At 66.0% G+C, this 18,054-nt stretch carries 17 protein-coding genes; 14 read left to right on the plus strand and 3 right to left on the minus strand.

Features of this window, described 5'->3' with window-relative positions; translation table 11 throughout:
- Nucleotides 1–91 precede the first annotated feature (91 nt).
- A complete protein-coding gene (locus tag AAGT95_RS20295) occupies nucleotides 92–1,933 on the plus strand; it encodes an autotransporter domain-containing protein (protein WP_342594954.1) in 1,842 nt (613 codons plus the stop codon).
- Nucleotides 1,934–2,118: 185 nt separating this feature from the next.
- Here AAGT95_RS20295 and AAGT95_RS20300 read toward each other — a convergent pair whose 3' ends face one another.
- On the minus strand, nucleotides 2,119–2,913 hold the full coding sequence (locus tag AAGT95_RS20300) for an inositol monophosphatase family protein (RefSeq protein WP_342594955.1): 795 nt from the start codon (nucleotides 2,911–2,913) through the stop codon (nucleotides 2,119–2,121).
- Between the two features lie 128 nt (nucleotides 2,914–3,041).
- On the opposite strand from AAGT95_RS20300, the gene AAGT95_RS20305 reads away from it, so the two are divergent.
- The 13 genes from AAGT95_RS20305 to der all read left to right on the plus strand — a co-directional run bounded on the left by AAGT95_RS20305 (nucleotide 3,042) and on the right by der (nucleotide 16,001).
- Nucleotides 3,042–3,824 carry an RNA methyltransferase gene (locus tag AAGT95_RS20305; protein ID WP_342596556.1) on the plus strand — a complete coding sequence of 261 codons (783 nt, stop codon included), beginning with the start codon at nucleotides 3,042–3,044 and terminating at the stop codon, nucleotides 3,822–3,824.
- A gap of 124 nt (nucleotides 3,825–3,948) precedes the next feature.
- Nucleotides 3,949–4,431 (plus strand): Fe-S cluster assembly transcriptional regulator IscR, encoded by a 483-nt coding sequence (gene iscR / locus AAGT95_RS20310; protein ID WP_110708346.1) that lies wholly within the window; start codon nucleotides 3,949–3,951, stop codon nucleotides 4,429–4,431.
- Between the two features lie 77 nt (nucleotides 4,432–4,508).
- Nucleotides 4,509–5,687, plus strand: coding sequence for an aminotransferase class V-fold PLP-dependent enzyme (locus tag AAGT95_RS20315; protein WP_110598470.1), 1,179 nt, complete (start codon nucleotides 4,509–4,511; stop codon nucleotides 5,685–5,687).
- Nucleotides 5,688–5,731: 44 nt separating this feature from the next.
- On the plus strand, nucleotides 5,732–6,058 hold the full coding sequence (locus tag AAGT95_RS20320) for a HesB/IscA family protein (protein ID WP_110598471.1): 327 nt from the start codon (nucleotides 5,732–5,734) through the stop codon (nucleotides 6,056–6,058).
- 258 nt (nucleotides 6,059–6,316) lie between these two features.
- On the plus strand, nucleotides 6,317–6,745 hold the full coding sequence (gene ndk, locus AAGT95_RS20325) for a nucleoside-diphosphate kinase (protein ID WP_110598472.1): 429 nt from the start codon (nucleotides 6,317–6,319) through the stop codon (nucleotides 6,743–6,745).
- Between the two features lie 82 nt (nucleotides 6,746–6,827).
- Complete coding sequence (gene rlmN / locus AAGT95_RS20330) at nucleotides 6,828–7,961, plus strand: 23S rRNA (adenine(2503)-C(2))-methyltransferase RlmN (RefSeq protein WP_110598473.1); 1,134 nt, start codon at nucleotides 6,828–6,830, stop codon at nucleotides 7,959–7,961.
- A gap of 196 nt (nucleotides 7,962–8,157) precedes the next feature.
- Nucleotides 8,158–8,895: a type IV pilus biogenesis/stability protein PilW gene (gene pilW / locus AAGT95_RS20335; RefSeq protein WP_110598474.1), complete on the plus strand. Its 738-nt coding sequence runs from the start codon at nucleotides 8,158–8,160 to the stop codon at nucleotides 8,893–8,895.
- Nucleotides 8,896–8,953: 58 nt separating this feature from the next.
- Nucleotides 8,954–9,997, plus strand: coding sequence for a RodZ domain-containing protein (locus AAGT95_RS20340; protein WP_342594956.1), 1,044 nt, complete (start codon nucleotides 8,954–8,956; stop codon nucleotides 9,995–9,997).
- An 8-nt stretch (nucleotides 9,998–10,005) separates the two neighbouring features.
- A complete protein-coding gene (gene ispG / locus AAGT95_RS20345; RefSeq protein WP_342594957.1) occupies nucleotides 10,006–11,121 on the plus strand; it encodes a flavodoxin-dependent (E)-4-hydroxy-3-methylbut-2-enyl-diphosphate synthase in 1,116 nt (371 codons plus the stop codon).
- Between the two features lie 125 nt (nucleotides 11,122–11,246).
- Complete coding sequence (hisS, locus tag AAGT95_RS20350; RefSeq protein WP_342594958.1) at nucleotides 11,247–12,527, plus strand: histidine--tRNA ligase; 1,281 nt, start codon at nucleotides 11,247–11,249, stop codon at nucleotides 12,525–12,527.
- Between the two features lie 58 nt (nucleotides 12,528–12,585).
- The gene (locus AAGT95_RS20355; protein ID WP_110598478.1) at nucleotides 12,586–13,242 is read left to right on the plus strand and encodes a YfgM family protein; all 657 of its coding nucleotides are present in this window, start codon (nucleotides 12,586–12,588) and stop codon (nucleotides 13,240–13,242) included.
- Nucleotides 13,242–14,408: an outer membrane protein assembly factor BamB gene (bamB, locus tag AAGT95_RS20360; RefSeq protein WP_342594959.1), complete on the plus strand. Its 1,167-nt coding sequence runs from the start codon at nucleotides 13,242–13,244 to the stop codon at nucleotides 14,406–14,408. Before AAGT95_RS20355 ends, bamB begins: the two co-directional genes overlap by 1 nt.
- Nucleotides 14,409–14,597: 189 nt before the next feature.
- Nucleotides 14,598–16,001 carry a ribosome biogenesis GTPase Der gene (der, locus tag AAGT95_RS20365; protein WP_110598480.1) on the plus strand — a complete coding sequence of 468 codons (1,404 nt, stop codon included), beginning with the start codon at nucleotides 14,598–14,600 and terminating at the stop codon, nucleotides 15,999–16,001.
- A gap of 60 nt (nucleotides 16,002–16,061) precedes the next feature.
- On the opposite strand, the gene AAGT95_RS20370 is transcribed toward der, so the two are convergent.
- Both AAGT95_RS20370 and AAGT95_RS20375 read right to left on the minus strand, forming a co-directional pair.
- On the minus strand, nucleotides 16,062–17,675 hold the full coding sequence (locus AAGT95_RS20370) for a diguanylate cyclase (RefSeq protein ID WP_342594960.1): 1,614 nt from the start codon (nucleotides 17,673–17,675) through the stop codon (nucleotides 16,062–16,064).
- Nucleotides 17,665–18,054, minus strand: coding sequence for a response regulator (locus tag AAGT95_RS20375; protein ID WP_342594961.1), 390 nt, complete (start codon nucleotides 18,052–18,054; stop codon nucleotides 17,665–17,667). Before AAGT95_RS20375 ends, AAGT95_RS20370 begins: the two co-directional genes overlap by 11 nt.

Genomic DNA, 18,054 nt, shown 5'->3' on the forward strand with positions numbered 1-18,054 from the left:
GTTCGAGAACCGCTCGTCGCCCTTCTTTCCTACCGCGCGGCCGGCATGCACCCCGACGAGCCATGACAACAGCTCACAAGGGATCGATACCATGCCAATGCCGCGCTCTCGGCAACTGGCGCTGGGGGTGATCGTCGGGGCCAGCGCCCTGCCGCTCCCGGCGCTGGCCGCCTCCAGCTTCCATGACACCTTCGACGACACCGTCTTCTTCGGCGATAGCCTGAGCGACAGCGGCTACTATCGAGGCGCCATCGGCAGCGCGCTCTCGCTGACGCCGAGCCAGCAGGCGTTCATCGGCCGCTTCACCACCAACCCCGGGCCGGTATGGGCCGAGCGGGTCGCCGGCCACTACGCCAGCAACGCCCAGCCCAGCAATGTCGGCGGCAACGACTACGCCGCCGGCGGCGCCCGGGTGACCACCCCGGCGGCGACCCCGTTCGGTGCGGCACCCGCCCTCGGCGAGCAGGTCGCGACCTACCTCGCCAGCACCGGCGGCGTGGCCGATGGCGATGCCCTCTACGCCGTCTGGGGCGGTGCCAACGATCTGTTCGCGGTGGCCGGGGGTGCCGACGCCCAGAGCACCATCACCACCGCGGTCACCGGCACCGCCGGGATTCTCGCCACGCTGGAAGGGGCCGGTGCGCGCCATGTGCTGCTGTTCAACATTCCCGACTTCGGCCTGACGCCGCGCTTCAATGGCGACCCTGCCACCAGCGCCGGCGCCACCGCGCTGGCGAGCCAGTACAACAGCGCGCTCTACGCCGCGGTCGCCGCCAGCGGCGCCAAAGTGATCCCGGTGGATACCTTCGGCCTGCTGCAGGAGGTGGTCGCCGAGCCCGCCGCCTACGGCTTCACCAATGTCACCGACCGCGCCTGTACCCAGACGCTGCCGCTGTGCACACCCGATACCCTGGTCGCCCCCGGCGCCGACGAAAGCTATGTGTTCGCCGACGACGTCCACCCCACCACCGCCACCCACCGGATCATCGGCGAGTACGTGATCTCGCTGCTCGAAGCCCCGCAGCAGCAGCAGTTGCTGACCCATTCGGCGGTTCTCAGCGGACGCTCGCGGGCCAATCGGGTCGCCGAGCATCTCGATGCGGTGCCACTGGCCAACGGCCTGCGCTGGTGGGGCGATCTGCGCGCCGAGCACCAGCAGCTCGACTCCGGCGATCTGTATGACGCCAGCATGCCGGCGGGACTGTTCGGGGTGGACTGGTATCGGGACGGGCTGGTACTGGGCGGGTTCGTCGGCTACGGCGATCAGGATGCCGACTTCGGCGATGGCCGCGGCGACTTTCAGCGCAAGGACACCACCGTCGGCCTCTTCTCCGGCTGGTACGCCGACAGCGCCTGGGTCAATGCCCAGCTCAGCTACAGCTGGCTCGACTACGACATCGACCGCGAAGTGCAGCTCGGCAGCGCGACCCGCCACCACCGTGGCTCGCCGGAGGGCAGCAACCTGACCGCCGCGCTCAACGCCGGCTACGAGTTCCGCGCCTTCGCGATTCCCGAGGGCGACGTGCGCACCGGGCCGATCGCCGGAGTGACCTGGCAGCGGGTCAAGCTCGATGGCTATGACGAAGAGGGGCAGGCATCGACCTCGCTGAGCTATCCCGACCAGGAGATCGATTCGCTGGTGGGCCGGGTCGGCTGGCAGATCCGCCGCCACGGGCCGACGCTCAACCCCTACCTGCAGCTCACCTACAACCATGAGTTCGAAGAGAGCGAAGGGGTCGCGGCGACCCTGCAGAGCCTGCCGCAGCTGGGCGACTATCGCGTGCCCAAGCTCACCTTCGACCGTGACTATGTCGAGGTCAACGTCGGCGCGCGGGCCACGCTCTGGGGCCTCGACACCCAGCTCGGTGCCAGCGTCGATCCCGACAATGCGCGCACCAGCACGCTGTTCGTGAATCTGGGCAAGCGTATCTGAGCGCCGGGGCGCCCTATCCGGCGCCCCTTACCCCCAGCGCGGAACAACTCAGCGCAGAACGACGCAGCCCCCTTCAGCAGCCCGAACCATCGACACGGAACATAAACACCAGCCATAAACAAAGACACCCCGCCGGCAGAACCGGCGGGGTGTCTCTGTTTCAGCAGCGCCTGGCGCCCGACGTCTCAGACGCCCGCTTTCAACTGCTGTGCCAGCGCCTTGTAGAGGCGCGGGCCGGCGGCCATCAGGCTGCCGCCATCCTCGACGCTGGGCGAGCCGTCGATGGCGCCTGTCAAGGCACCGGCTTCCTTCAGCAGCAGCGAACCGACCAGGCGGTCCTGCTCTTCGAGGCCGAGCACGAATACCGCATCGACGCGGCCGGCGGCGAATTCGATCATGTCGAGCAAGGCACAGCCGGAGCCGGTCAGGGTATCGAGCTGCGGGCCGAGCCGTTCGACCACGTTGAGATATTGCGGCAACCAGTGCGAGCGGGCTTCCTGGGACGGCCAGGCCATCGCAACTCTGGCACCGGTGACGGAAACCGCCTTGGAAGCGCGCAGGCGCTTGCCGTTGCCCTGGGCGCCGCGACCGCGACTGATCAGGAACTCGTCATCGCTGAACGGCGATACGATCACCGCGTGTTCCGGACGCCCCTTGACCAGGCACACCATCGAAATCGCGAACTGCCGACTCGCCACACCGAGATTGGACTCGCCGTGGATCGGCTCGATGTGCCACACGGTCTCCTTGTCGGCGCCCTTCCCCTCGCGATACGGGGTATAGCGTCCGGAAATACCGTGCTGCGGATAACCGCGGGTGAGCTGATGCACGATCAGCGTCTCCGCATTGCGTGCCGTGTCCTCGAGCAGACTGACGGTCGCCTGCTCGTCATGGTTGACCTCGAGACGGTCACGGATACGAACGAATTGCTCAGCGGCGCTGCGAGCGGCACGCAGCGCATATTGAACCATCGGATGCATGGATCTGGCCTTGGGGTGTCGGAAGCTGTTAAAGAACGCCGCGCAGTCTAGCAGAAGCGTGCCTCTCCAGTCATGCTAGACTGCGCGTTTTCCCCGGTTGCCCACACTGCCTGATGTCCGCCTTCCCTATGCTCGACCGAATCCGTATCGTCCTCATTGGTACCAGCCACCCCGGCAATATCGGTGCCGCCGCACGCGCCATGCGCAACATGGGCCTCGAAGACCTTGCCCTGGTCACCCCACGTTGCGATCCCTGGGACCAGGAAGCGTACTCGCGAGCCTCCGGCGCCAATACCCTGGTCGACGCCGCGCGACAATTCGACGCGCTCGAAGCCGCCGTCGCCGACTGCACCCTGGTGGTCGGCGCCAGTGCGCGCTCGCGCCATCTACCCTGGCCGATGGTCAGCCCACGGGCCCTGGCGGAGAGTCTGCCGCAAGCGCTGGCCCCCGATGGCGCCCGCCTCGCGCTGGTGTTCGGTCGCGAGGATACCGGGCTGACCAACGCCGAGCTGCAGCGCTGCCATCAGCACGTGCACATCCCGACCAACCCCGATTTCAGCTCGTTGAACCTGGCCGCGGCCGTACAGGTGCTCGCCTACGAATGCCGCCAGGCCTATCTGGCCACCGAAGAGGCCACCGAAGAGGCCGCCGCGCCGCCGGCCAGCGAGACGGATCAGCCCTTCGGCGTCGCGTGGGACAACCCGCCGGCGACCCACGCCGATCTCGAGCGTTTCTTCGTCCATCTCGAGCGCACGCTGACGGCAATCGAGTTTCACGACCCGGACAACCCCCGCCAGTTGATGGCACGCCTGCGCCGGCTGTTCCTGCGCGCCCATCTCGATTCGATGGAGATGAACATCCTGCGCGGCATTCTCGGTTCGATCGACAAGCGCCTGCGCGACCGCTCCTGATCCCGCCGCACGAGATCGATCCGGTGGCCGCGCGGTGCTCGGCCACCCTCACCTGAATGGTTGACCGTCTTACTGGGTTTTTCCATAATGCCGGCACCGATGCAGCGACAGCCGATACCCGCCGATGCGTTTGACCACCAAAGGCCGCTATGCCGTGACCGCCATGCTCGATCTGGCCCTCAACGCCGATCAGGGGCCGGTATGTCTGGCGGATATCTCCAAGCGCCAGGACATCTCGCTCTCCTATCTGGAGCAGCTTTTCGCCCGCCTGCGACGGGCCAAGCTCGTCAGCAGCGTGCGCGGTCCGGGTGGCGGCTACCTGCTGGGTCGTGCTCCGGCGGAGATTTCCGTGGCGGGTGTGATCGATGCGGTCAACGAGTCGGTGGACGCCACTCGCTGCCAGGGCCAGGCGGATTGCCATCAGGGCAGCAAGTGCATCACGCATCATCTGTGGTGCGACCTGTCGGACGAAATCCAGCGTTTCCTGAGCGATATCAGCCTGCAGGAGCTGGTACGCCGGGAACAGGCTCGCAGCGCCACTCGCCCCGAACCCGAGGTGAGCGCTTTCGCCGACGACGTCGCCACGATTGCCGTGTCGTCGCGCTAGTCAGGTTATCCAGCGACTACACTTCGGCGTAACGTATCCGACTCCATTTCGACCGATAGCCAGAGATCCTCCGTGCCATGAGCGCTCCGATTTATCTCGATTACGCCGCCACCACCCCTACCGATCCGAGGGTGGCCGAGCAGATGATGCGTCATCTGACGCTGGACGGGGTCTTCGCCAACCCGGCGTCGCGCAGCCACATGCCCGGATGGCTGGCCGAACAGGCGGTGGAGAATGCCCGCCGCCAGGTCGCCGACCTGATCGCCGCGGACCCGCGGGAGATCGTCTGGACCTCCGGTGCCACCGAGGCGGACAATCTGGCGCTGACCGGTTTCATGCGGGCCAACCGCGGCCGCGGTCGCCACATGGTGACCTCGATCATCGAACACAAGGCGATCGTGGATACTGCGCTCGCGCTGGAAGCGGAAGGCTTCGAGGTCACCTGGCTGACCCCGGGAGCGGATGGCCGGGTCACGCCCGCGCAGCTGCGCGAGGCGATGCGCGACGACACCGTGCTGGTCTCGCTGATGGCGGTCAACAACGAACTGGGCAGCGTCAACGATCTCACCGGCCTGGCGGCCGTTGCCCACGAGTTCGGTGCGCGCTTTCATGTCGATGCCGCCCAGGCCACCGGGCGACTGTCGCTGGATGTGGGCGCGATGGGGATCGACCTGATGTCGCTATCGGCGCACAAGGTATACGGCCCCAAGGGCATCGGCGCCCTCTACGTGCGCCGCGACCCGGATCTGCGCATCGAGGCGCTGATCCACGGCGGCGGTCACGAGCGTGGCATGCGCTCCGGCACCCTGCCTACGCATCAGATCGTGGGCATGGGTGAGGCCTTCGCGCTGGCACGCGACGAGGGCGATGCCGACGGCGAGCACGCCCGTGCACTGCGTCGGCGGTTCCTCGATGGGCTGGCCGACTGTGGCGGCATCCACAACCACTCGCCGCTGGATCGCTCCGTCCCCAACATCGTCAATCTCGCCTTCGACGGGGTCGACGGTGAATCGCTGCTGATGGCGCTGCGCGGACTCGCGGTCTCCACCGGGTCGGCCTGCAACTCGGCCAGCGTGGAGCCCTCCTACGTGCTCAAGGGGATCGGCGTGCCCCACGTCCAGGCGCTCGCCTCGATCCGCTTCAGCTTTGGCCGGTTCACCACCATCGACGAGATCGATGCGGCCGTGGCCGACATACGCCGTGCCCTGAGCGGGCTGCGTCAACCGTCGCAATCCGCCGCCCTGAATCATCGCTAGGGGAGTGGCGTCTGCGCCACTCCCGTTTGGCAAGGAGAGATAGCATGCAGAACATCACCATCAGTGAATCCGCCGCCACCCAGATCCGTCACGTCCTCGAGGAGCGTGGCAGCGGCCTGGGGCTGCGGGTGGCAGTCAAGCCGAGCGGCTGCTCCGGCTACAGTTACGTGCTCGACATCGCCGACGACCTGCGTGACGGAGATGTCGCGTTCGAGGAGCGCGGCGTCAAGGTGCTGGTGGACAAGGACGCGCTGGCGATCCTCGACGGCACCGAAGTCGACTACGTCAGTGAAGGACTCAACCGCTTCTTCCGCTTCAACAATCCCAATGTGACCGACGAATGCGGCTGTGGCGAAAGCTTCAACGTCTAACCTCCCCCGCCCCCCCTCTCGCCGTGGCCCCGGCGCGGTGACGGCCGGGATGCGTAGCCCGCGGGCTTGCGCTACAATGGCGCGATTTTTCGGCTGGCGCGCGGTACCCGCAGGCATCCGCCACCCCGGCCAGCGACGATTTCGGACGGCGCGCCATCTAACGACACGATCGGTTGGAGGCGCGTCGTCTCGCATCTTCACCCCTTTTTTCGTTCGCGATGATCGCGATCGATTCACCACAGCCAGGAGACCGAAGTCATGGCCACCGAGCGTACGCTTTCCATCATCAAGCCCGATGCCGTTGCCAAGAACGTGATCGGCGACATCTACAGCCGGTTCGAGAAAGCCGGGCTGCAGATCGTTGGCGCCAAGATGCTGCATCTCTCCAAGGAGCAGGCCGAAGGCTTCTACGCCGAGCACAAGGAGCGGGGCTTCTTCGCCGACCTAGTCAGCTTCATGACCTCCGGCCCGGTGATGGTCCAGGTCCTCGAAGGCGAGGGCGCGATCGCCAAGAACCGCGAGCTGATGGGCGCCACCAACCCGAAGGAAGCCGCACCGGGTACCATCCGCGCCGATTTCGCATCGTCCATCGATGCCAACGCCGCGCACGGTTCCGATGCACCGGAGTCCGCCGCGCGCGAGATCAGCTATTTCTTCCAGGATAACGAACTCTGCCCGCGCAGCTGATTCGTCGACCGACCGGCCTCTCCCGCCGGTCGGTCACCCCTGTCTCCGGACACCCCGCCACTCTCGAGCCGATGCCGTTGCTATGAGCGCTGCTACCGCCACCCCCCGCACCAATCTCCTGGGGCTCTCTCGCGAGCAGATGGAGGCGTTCTTCGTCTCTCTGGGCGAGAAGAAGTTTCGCGCCGCCCAGGTCATGAAATGGATCCATCAGGAAGGTTGCGACGACTTCGAGTCGATGACCAACCTCTCCAAGCCGTTGCGTGCCCGACTGGAGGAACACGCCGAGATCCGTGGCCCGAGCGTGGTCTACGAAGGGACCTCCAGCGACGGCACCCGCAAGTGGGTGCTCGAGGTCGAGGATGGCAGCTATGTCGAAACCGTGCTGATTCCGGCCGATAGCGGCACGCGCCGCACGCTCTGCGTGTCGTCGCAGGTCGGCTGCTCGCTGGACTGCAGCTTCTGCTCCACCGGCAAGCAGGGCTTCCAGCGCAACCTGACCAGCGCCGAGATCATCGGCCAGGTGTGGGTCGCTCAGCAGCGAGCCGGCGGCCGCATGAGCGCACCGGATGGACGACGAGCCATCACCAACGTGGTGATGATGGGGATGGGCGAGCCGCTGCTCAATTACGACAACGTGGTGCCGTCGATGAAGCTGATGCTCGACGACAACGCCTACGGTCTCTCCAAGCGCCGGGTGACGCTCTCCACCTCCGGCGTGGTACCGATGATCGACAAGCTGGGCGACGACATCGACGTGAGTCTCGCCATCTCGCTGCACGCGGCCAACGACGAGCTGCGCAACGAGCTGGTACCGCTCAATCGCAAGTACAACATTCGCAAGCTGCTCGACTCGTGTCAGCGCTATCTCGCCAAGTGCGGCGACGCGCGCCACATCACGATCGAGTACACCCTGATCAAGGACGTCAACGATCAGCAGGTCCATGCGCAGGAGCTCGTCGCACTGCTCGACGAACTGCCGTGCAAGATCAACCTGATTCCTTTCAACCCGTTCCCCCACTCGGGGTACGAGAAGCCATCGCGCAATCAGGTCATGCGCTTCCAGAGCTGGCTCTACGAGCTCGGCCACACCGCGATGGTACGCACGACCCGCGGCGACGACATCGATGCGGCGTGCGGCCAGCTGGTGGGCAAGGTCAAGGATCGCACCAAGCGCCACGAGCGCTACATCCAGTCGATCCAGCTGGACGCCGACTGAATTGTCGCGCTCAGCGGCAGGGCCAGCTCTCCGGAGACGACCGGGCGCCTTCCGATCGGCCTGGCGTCGGACGGGCGTCACCTTGACTTCGCTCCGGTCCGGCGCTTTGATGGGAGCCCCAAAACCGCTTTGTTATCAGTTGCTCGGGATTCGACCTTCGGATTGTCGCCATCCCGTAAACGTGGGAGAGCCGTGAATGACTCGCCAATCTCGTCCCTTTTCGATACGGCCGCTATGTATCGCGCTGGGGTTGGTGTGTCTATTGGGCGGCTGCGCCACGGCGGTGTCGTCGAACGGCCCCAGACAGGATAGCCCGGAGGATGCGGCCGCGGCCTACACGAGACTTGGCAAGGCCTATCTCGCCGAGGGCAACATGCCGCGCGCGCAGCAGGCTCTTGAGCATGCGCTGAATCTGGATCCCCGGGACAGCGGCGCGCTGGAGGGGCTGGCACTACTCTACCAGCGCCAGAACGACCTCGATCTGGCGGATCGGTTCTTTCAGCAGGCCCTGGGGGCCGCCCCCAAGGCCACGCGCATCCGTAACAACTACGCCGCGCTGCTGTATCAGCGCGGCGAGTACGCCAAGGCATGCGAGCAACTGCGCGTCGCCAGCGACGATATCACCTATACCAACCGAGCCCAGCTCTTTGCGAATCTGGGCCAGTGCGAGATGGCCAGCGGCGATGCGACTGCAGCTCGCCAGTATTACGAGCGCGCGCTAGATATCGATGCGCGCGACGCACGTAGCCTGCTGGCTCTGGCTCGCATCGATCATACGCAGGGTAACAACGAACGTGCCTGGGAACGCCTGCAGCGTTATTTCACCGTGGCTGGCACCAACGCCGACAGCCTGCGCCTGGCCAGCGAGATCGCCAGCGCCCAGGGGGATTCGGCACGTGCTGCCTTTTACCGCCAGCAGTTGAGCGGCGCCTGAGGCCAACAGACCCCGTACTCGAGCCCTGCTCGGGAAAAGATCAGAAGGATTTTCGCCAATGAGCGAAATGAACGAATCATCGACCAAGCAACACGACGCACCCGGCCACGCTTCCGAAACGGCGGGTGACATGCTCCAAGGCGAGCGCGAACGCCAGGGACTGAGTCTCGAGGACGTCGCGCTGCAGCTGAATCTGAGGCCGATCGTCGTCGCGGGTCTCGAGGAGGATCGCTTCGATCAGGTGCCCATCGCTGCCTATCGCCGGGGTTACGTGCGAGCCTACGCGCGCTTGCTGGGGCTCGACGAGACTCGGGTCGTCGGGGCCTACGACGCCAAGCACGGCCGCGGCGACATGGAACGAAAACTGGCCCCAGTGCACACCGCCCGCCCGCCCTCCCGGGTTGGCGCCTGGATCTTCCGCCTGTTCACGCTGCTGGTCATCATCGGCCTGATCTCTCTGACACTGCTGTGGTGGCAGAGCCGCGAGGGCAACGATATCTTCGGTGGCGGCAGCGACGACAGCCCGATCGCCGTCGACCGTCTCAACGATGACGGCGCTGGCGTTTCTGCCCAGGCGCCGGCGACGGACAGTTCGGCGATGACGCCCAACACCGATACCCAACTACCGCCGCTGCCCACGCAGCAGGACACGCCGACAGCCGGGGCGGACGCTTCGACGGACGGCGTCGGCGCCACGGACAGCGGTGCGGGCGATGGCACCGGCGTTTCCGCCTCGGCGGAGACGACGCCGCCGAGCGGTGACGAACGTCAGGCCCAGCAGGTCGGCTCGACGGCCAACGATCTGGTCGCGTCCACCACGGCGCCGGCAAATGACGAGACAACGCCAGCCGCGGCCAGCGCCAACACGCTCTCCCTGACTTTCAACCAAGAGTCATGGACCGAGATATATGATGCCAACGACGACCGAATTTTCAGCGGTCTGCAGTCCGCCGGCAGCCAGGCGAGCGCGGAGGGAGATCCCCCCTTCCGGCTGACCATCGGCAACGCCAGCGGCGTGACGCTTCGATATCGCGGTGAATCGGTCGATCTGAGCCAATACACGGGCGGCAACAACGTCGCTCGCTTTACCCTGGGAGACTGAGAAGCGCCATGAATATGCCATCTCCGATCACCCGCCGCGCCTCCCGACGGATCCACGTCGGTGACGTCCCCGTCGGAGGCGGCGCCCCGATCGCCGTCCAGAGCATGACCAACACCGACACCAACGACGTCGCCGCCACCGTCGCGCAGATCCAGCGCCTTCAACAGGCCGGCGCCGACATCGTGCGTGTCTCGGTACCGGACATGGATGCCGCCGAAGCCTTCGGCAAGATCAAGCGCCAGGTCAGCGTTCCGCTGGTGGCCGATATCCATTTCGATTACAAGATCGCCCTGCGGGTGGCCGAGCTCGGCGTCGACTGCCTGCGCATCAACCCCGGCAATATCGGGCGCGAGGATCGGGTGCGGGCGGTGGTCGACGCGGCACGCCACCACGGCATCCCGATCCGGATCGGCGTCAACGCCGGCTCGCTGGAGAAGGATCTGCAGAAGAAGTATGGCGAACCGACCCCGGAGGCGCTGGTCGAGTCGGCCATGCGCCACATCGATCATCTCGACCGGCTCGATTTCCCCGACTTCAAGGTCAGCGTCAAGGCCAGCGACGTGTTCATGGCCGTGGCCGCCTACCGGCTGCTGGCCAAGCAGATCGAGCAGCCGCTGCATCTGGGCATCACCGAGGCCGGCGGTCTGCGCTCCGGCACGGTGAAGTCCTCCATCGGCCTCGGCATGCTGCTGATGGATGGCATCGGCGACACCATCCGCGTCTCGCTGGCCGCCGATCCGGTGGAGGAGATCAAGGTCGGCTTCGACATGCTGAAGAGCCTCAAGCTGCGCGCCAAGGGCATCAACTTCATCGCCTGCCCCAGCTGTTCTCGTCAGAATTTCGACGTCATCGCCACCATGAATGCCCTGGAGGAGCGCCTCGAGGACATCATGACGCCGCTGAACGTCTCGGTCATCGGCTGCGTGGTCAATGGCCCCGGCGAAGCCAAGGAGACCGACATCGGCCTCACCGGCGGCAGCCCGGCCAACCTGGTCTACATCGATGGCAAGCCGGCGAGCAAGCTGCGTAACGATCATCTCGTCGACGATCTCGAAGCGCTGATCCGCGAGAAGGCAAAAGAGAAAGAGAGCCGCGCTGACGCCCTGATTGCCCGCGAGGCGTGAATCCAGCGTCCCCGAGCTCCCACGCATGAGCGCGAGGCTTGACGCCTCGCGGCCCATCATCAGAGAGTAACCGACGAACGCCCAGGCGGGTGCCTGTGGCGTTTTGCTATAGGCAGGAGTGTCAGTTGAGCAACAAAATCCAGGCCATTCGCGGCATGAACGATCTGCTGCCGGATCGGTCGCCCGCGTGGCAGTATCTCGAGCGCCAGCTGCGCTCGCTGGTGGACCGCTACGATTACCGCGAGATCCGCACCCCGATCGTCGAGCAGACCGCCCTGTTCGCCCGCTCCATCGGCGAGGCGACGGACGTGGTCGAGAAGGAGATGTACACCTTCGACGACCGCAATGGCGAAAGCCTAACGTTGCGCCCGGAAAATACCGCCGCCGTGGTGCGGGCGGCGATGGAGCATGGCCTGCTCCACAACCAGACCCAGCGGCTCTGGTACATGGGTCCGATGTTCCGCTACGAGCGCCCGCAGAAGGGTCGCTACCGCCAGTTCCACCAGATCGGCATCGAGGCCTACGGCATGGCTGGCCCCGATATCGACGCCGAGATCATCCTGCTCTCCGCTCGCCTCTGGCGCCAGCTCGGCATGGCGGAACACGTCACGCTCGAGCTCAATTCGCTGGGCACGCCGGAAGCCCGCGCCGCCTATCGCGACTCTCTGGTCGCCTATTTCGAGGCCCATCGCGAGGTGCTCGATGAGGATTCCCAGCGTCGGCTGACGACCAATCCGCTGCGAATTCTGGACTCCAAGAATCCCGCCATGGCCGAGATGCTGGCCGGGGCACCGCAGTTGCTCGACCACCTGGACGACGCCTCCCGCCAGCATTTCGAGCAGTTGAAATCGACGCTCGATGCCGCCGGCGTGGCCTATCGCATCAACCCCCGGCTGGTCCGCGGGCTCGACTACTATTCACGCACCGTGTTCGAGTGGACCACCACCGCCCTCGGCAGCCAGGGCACCGTCTGCGGCGGCGGGCGCTACGACGGCCTGGTCGAGCAGCTCGGCGGCAAACCGACGCCGGGTGTCGGCTTCGCCATCGGCCTCGAGCGCCTCATGCTGCTGCTCGATACGCTCGACCTGATTCCGGCGGAGGCCCACGGTGGCGCCGACGCCTACCTATTGGCGATGGGCGACTCGGCGGAGCGCAACGCGATAGGACTCGGCGAGCGCCTGCGCGATGCTCTGCCGGCGCTGCGACTTCAGGTACACTGCGGCGGCGGCAGCTTCAAGAGCCAGATTCGTCGCGCCGATCGCAGCGGCGCCAGCGTCGCGCTGATCCTCGGCGAAGACGAGATCGAAAAGGGCTGCCTGACAATCAAGCCGCTGCGCGAAGATGGCGAGCAGCAGACACTCGAACTGGACGACGCCATTGCTTGGCTGGACCGCCAGTTCACCTGAAGCCTGAACGGGTACCGGCAGCCGCATGACTGCCGACGAACGCAGAAGGAGACCGCCCGTGGCGGAGCTTAGGACCGAAGAAGAGCAGCTGGACGCGATCAAACAGTGGTGGAAGTCGAACGGCAGCGCGCTGCTGGTGGGGATTGCCGTCGCCGCCGCCGGCGTCTTTGGCTGGCATGCCTGGCAGCGCTATGAGGAAGGCCAGTCCGCCGAGGCGTCCAACGCCTATCAGCAGCTGATCGCCATCGCCAGCAGCGACACGCTCGACGACAACGCGCGGACACAGGCCTTCACCCTGGCGGATGGCCTGCAAAGCGATCATGGCAGCACCCTCTACGCCGACCTGGCCGGGCTGCTGGAAGCCAAGATCGCCATCGGTGCCGACGATACCGACCGCGCTCGCCAGGCGCTCGACGATGTCGTCGCCGACAGTGACCGCCCCTACATGAAGGGCCTGGCGCGCATCGACCTGGCCCGTCTCCAGATCGCCAGCGACAACCCCGAAGCGGCGCTGGAGACCCTGAAGGACGCCGTGCCCGGCGCACTCGAGGCGCAGCGCCAGAACGTTCTCGGCGACGCCTTCGTCGCGCTGGAACGCCCGGACGACGCGCGCAAGGCCTATCAACAGGCGCAAAGCCTGGCCCAGGATGCTGACCAGACGATCTACGGCCTTCAGCTCAAGCTAGACGATCTCGGTGTGGAGGACGCCACCTGATGAAACTGACTCACCTACTTCTGCCCCTGGGCCTGACCGCCACGCTGCTGGCCGGTTGTGCCGGTAGCGTCGAACCGCAATATCCGCCCAAGGAGCTTCAGGACTTCACGCCCAAGGTCAGCCTCGAGGAGCGCTGGGATCAGGGCATCGGCGAAGGGCTCGGCCGCGCCCGCTATCCGCTCACGCCGATCGTCGATGACGGAACCCTGTATGCCGTCGACGAAACCGGCGACCTGCGGGCGATCGATACCGACAGCGGCGATACCCAATGGGACGTCAAGCTGGGAACGCCCATCTCCAGCGGCATCGGCGCCGACGGCGGGCGTCTCTACCTCGGCACTCGCAATGGCGAGGTGCTGGCGGTGGATCGGCGAGACGGCAGCATCGACTGGAAATCGCGGGTCTCCAGCGAGGTGCTGGCCGCGCCCCAGGTCAATAGCGAGCTGGTAGTGGCCCAGAGCGTCGACGGTGCGGTCACCGCCCTCGACCGCCTGACCGGCAACGAGAAATGGGTCTACTCCAGCTCCCAGCCGGCACTGACGCTGCGCGGTACCGGCGCGCCCCGGGTCATCGAGCCGGTCTCCTTCGCCGGCTTCGCCAACGGCCGCCTGGTGACGCTGGACAACCGCAGCGGCCAGCCGCTGTGGGACATGCGCGTCGCCGTGCCCAAGGGACGGACCGAGGTCGATCAGCTCGTCGACCTAGACGGCCAGCCGGTACTGACCCCGGATGGCCGGCTGTTCGTGACCAGCTACAACGGCCGCCTGCTGGCGCTGGAAGCCACCTCCGGCAAGGTGCTGTGGGAACACGAGGAGTCCAGCTACCTGACACCATTGGTGGTCGGCAACTACCTGTTCACGGTCAACGCGGCCAGCCACGTGATCGCGATCGACGCCGACACCGGCCGTGTAATGTGGGATTCCGATACCCTGGAAGGCCGCTCGCTGACCGCCCCCTCGTTCGTCGACGGCAACATTGCGGTGGGCGACTACCAGGGCTACATCCATCTCATCGACGCGTCGACCGGCGAGATGAGCGGACGCATCCACTTGGGTGGCGACGGCCTGTCGCTGCCCCTGCTGACCGGCGACCGTCGTCTCTATGCCCTTGGCAACGATGGCACCCTGGTTGCGTACGACCTGAAGACGCTCTCCGATCAGAACTGACCGGCACCGCGCTCTGCCAATCGGCCCCGCCTGAGCGGGGCCGATTGCGTTGGGAAGAATGGAACCGCCCGGCTCGGACTTCCCGCTGTTCGCGTGCTAGAATGACCGGCTATCAAGCGGTCGTACCGGGCTTCCTCGCAGCCCCTCCCGCCGGCCGTCCACCTTGTCACCGCCTTTTTGCGAATCGCCATGAACCCCGTTATCGCCCTGGTTGGCCGACCCAACGTCGGCAAGTCGACGCTTTTCAATCGCCTGACACGTACCCGCGACGCGCTGGTGGCCGATTTCCCCGGCCTGACCCGCGACCGCAAGTACGGCAGCGGCCAGCTCGGCGACAAGACCTACACCGTGATCGACACCGGCGGCATCAGCGGTGACGAGCAGGGTATCGACGCGGCCATGGCGGAGCAGTCGCTGACCGCCATCGACGAGGCCGATATCGTGCTGTTCATGGTCGACGGGCGTGCCGGGCTGATGCCGGCCGACCAGGCGATCGCCAACCACCTGCGCGTCAACCAGAAGAAGACCTGGCTGGTGGTGAACAAGACCGATGGCCTCGAAGAGCAGACCGCGATGGCCGATTTCTGGGCGCTCGGCCTGGGCGATCCGCGACCGATCGCCGCCTCCCACGGACGCAACGTCACCACGCTGATCGACGAGGTGCTGGAGCCGTTCCCCGAGCGCGACCCCAACGCCGGCCCGGCCGGCTATCATCCCGGCATTCACATCGGCGTCATCGGTCGCCCCAACGTCGGCAAGTCGACGCTGGTCAACCGCATGCTGGGCGAGGAGCGCGTGGTCGTGTTCGACGAGGCCGGCACCACCCGCGACGCCATCGAAGTGCCTTTCGAGCGGCGCGGCAAGCCTTACGTGCTGGTCGATACCGCGGGTGTGCGGCGGCGCAAGAATGTCAGCCTGATCGCCGAGAAGTTCTCGATCATCAAGACGCTCGAGGCGATCAAGGAGTGCCACGTCGCGATCATGGTGCTGGACGCCCGCACCGGCCTGGTGGAGCAGGACATGCACCTGCTCGACTACGTGCTCAGCAGTGGGCGCGCGCTGGTGCTGGCGGTCAACAAGTGGGATGGCCTGGAAGGGGAAGCCCGCGACAAGATGCGCTCGGACATCAAGCGCCGGCTCGGGTTTGCCGACTACGCCGAGCTGCACTTCATCTCGGCCCTGCACGGCACCGGCGTCGGCGACCTCTACAAGTCGGTCGACAAGGCCTTCGACAGCGCCAACAGCCACTGGTCGACCAACCGGCTGACCTCGATCCTGCAGGATGCCGTCAGCGAGCATCAGCCGCCGATGATCAATGGCCGCCGGATCAAGCTGCGCATGGCCCACCAGGGGGGCAGCAACCCGCCGATCATCGTCGTCCACGGCAACCAGACCTCGTCGTTGCCGGAAGCCTACCGACGCTACCTCACCAACACCTTCCGCAAGGTGTTGAAAGTCCGAGGTACGCCAATCCGATTCGAGTTCCGTTCGGGCAACAACCCCTACGACAACCAGGCTGGCGCCAGCGACCGGGAAAAGGCCCGCGAGCGCCAGTTGAGCCGCACCCGCGAGGCGAGAAAGAACCGCCGCTGACCTGCCTGGCGAGGCCAGCGGCGCCCGCGCCGTTCCTCGCCGCCGCGACGCCGTCGCTGGTCACGGGGCAACGGCGACCCGGGTCTGATTCCTTCCCCCCTGCTTGGCGTCGTACATCGCACGGTCGGCGGCCTCGAGCAGCGCCTCGGCGGGTTGCCAGTCGAGCGTACTCGCCACCCCCGCACTGAATGTGACGTTGAAGGTCTCCCTCGCTGCCACGCACTCGAGCTGAGAGAAACTGACCCGGATACGCTCGATCGCTTCGCGAGCGTGCTCCAGCGAGCACGAGGGCAACACCGCCACGAACTCCTCGCCGCCGTAGCGGCCGACATGATCGACCCGGCGCAGCCGCTGGCGCAGCAGGTTGGCGAGCAGGCGAATGACATAGTCGCCGGTGCCATGACCGTAGGTATCGTTGATCGACTTGAAGCGATCGATGTCGATCATCACCACGCAGGCCTCCGAGCCGGTACGCTCGGAGCGCGCCTGTTCGATCTCGATCAATTCCTTGATCGCCGGGTGCTTGATCAGGCCGGTCAGGCCATCACGGGCCAATGCCAGACTGAGCTGCCGGGAGCGCTGTGCCCTCGCCGTGACCGCAGCCACCAGCGCCACGTCCGCGATCGGCTTGACCAGAAAGTCGTCACCGGCCTGGGCCAGGGCCTGCGCCTGGCGGTGGACGTCGGATTCCGCCGACAGATAGACCAGTGGAATTCGCAGCCAGTCGTCGTCGAAGCGAATGAGGCGCGCCAGTTCCGGTCCGGAGCACCCCGGCATGTTGATGTCGATCAGTACCAGATCGGGCACGAAATCGCGCAGGCCCCGCAACACGTCGCGGGGCGCGGTGATGACCCGGGACTCGATCCCGGCGCCCTTCAAGGTCAGGCGAAAATGCTCGGCGAGCTCGAGGTCGTCGTCGACGATCAGCACCCGGTAGGGATCCTGCTGCGGAAGGTTGACCAACTGGCGGAGATGGCGCTCCAGCGAAGGCACATCGACGGGATGGGCAAAGAAGCCGTGAGCCCCGTCACGAACCGCCTGGAGACGAGCATCGAACCCGGTGTCGTCGCTCAGCAGTATCAGCATCGCCTGCGGCATGTCGGCGATACGATCGCGCCAGGTGACGCTGTCGACCCGGGCCGTGTCGACGATCGCGACGTCCGGCTGCCACTCACGAAACGACCTCTCCGCCGAGAGCGCGCGGCAGTCGTAGCCGAATCCGGTCAATGAATGGACCAGGGCGTCGGTCTCGCCATCCGCCATGACCGCGATCCGAATGGGCCGATCGCCGCTGGCGAGGTCATAGCCGGCTTGCGGCTCGGCGACGGCCGCTGCAGCGGTGGTGGCGAGCAGACGATAGCTGTCCCGAAGGCGGTCGTGCAGCGCCGAGAGCATCGGCGGCGTGGGCGCAGCCGCGCTCTCGATCACGGTCTGAAGCCACATCTCCATTTCACGGGCATCGCGGCTCAACTCGGGATAACCGAACGTCCCCGCGGAGCCCGCGATCCGATGCAGACCCTGTTTCAGTACCTCGAGCATCGCCGGATCGAGTCCGCTCTGGCGCGCGCTGAGCTCGCGTGCCTGAGCGGTGAGGGTCTGCAGGTCCTCGCCGAGACGCTGACTGTATTGTGCCTTGAGCGCCGCCAGCCGCGCCTGTATGTCACTATCCTGCATGGGATCGCTCCCAGATCTCCCGCAACTGCGTCGATAGCATCATGGGATCGAATGGTTTGATGACCACATCCAGGGCGCCGATGGCGCGGTAATGCTCGATCTCGCTGGGCTGGACCTTGGCCGTCATGAAGATGACCGGAATCGATTGTGTCGACGCCTGTTCCCGCAACCGGGTCAGCGTGGTGGGGCCGTCGATGCCCGGCATCATCACGTCGAGCAGGACCAGATCCGGCTGCCATTCATCGGCACATGAAAGCGCAGACTGGCCGTCATCGCAGCTGCGGACCTCGAAGCCGCCGACGATCTCGAGCGCGACCTTGGCCACCTCCTGGATCGAGATATCGTCCTCGACATGCAGAATCCGTTGGAGAGGTTTCAT

The sequence above is a fragment of the Salinicola lusitanus genome, assembly GCF_038648475.1.
Classification (GTDB): domain Bacteria; phylum Pseudomonadota; class Gammaproteobacteria; order Pseudomonadales; family Halomonadaceae; genus Salinicola; species Salinicola lusitanus.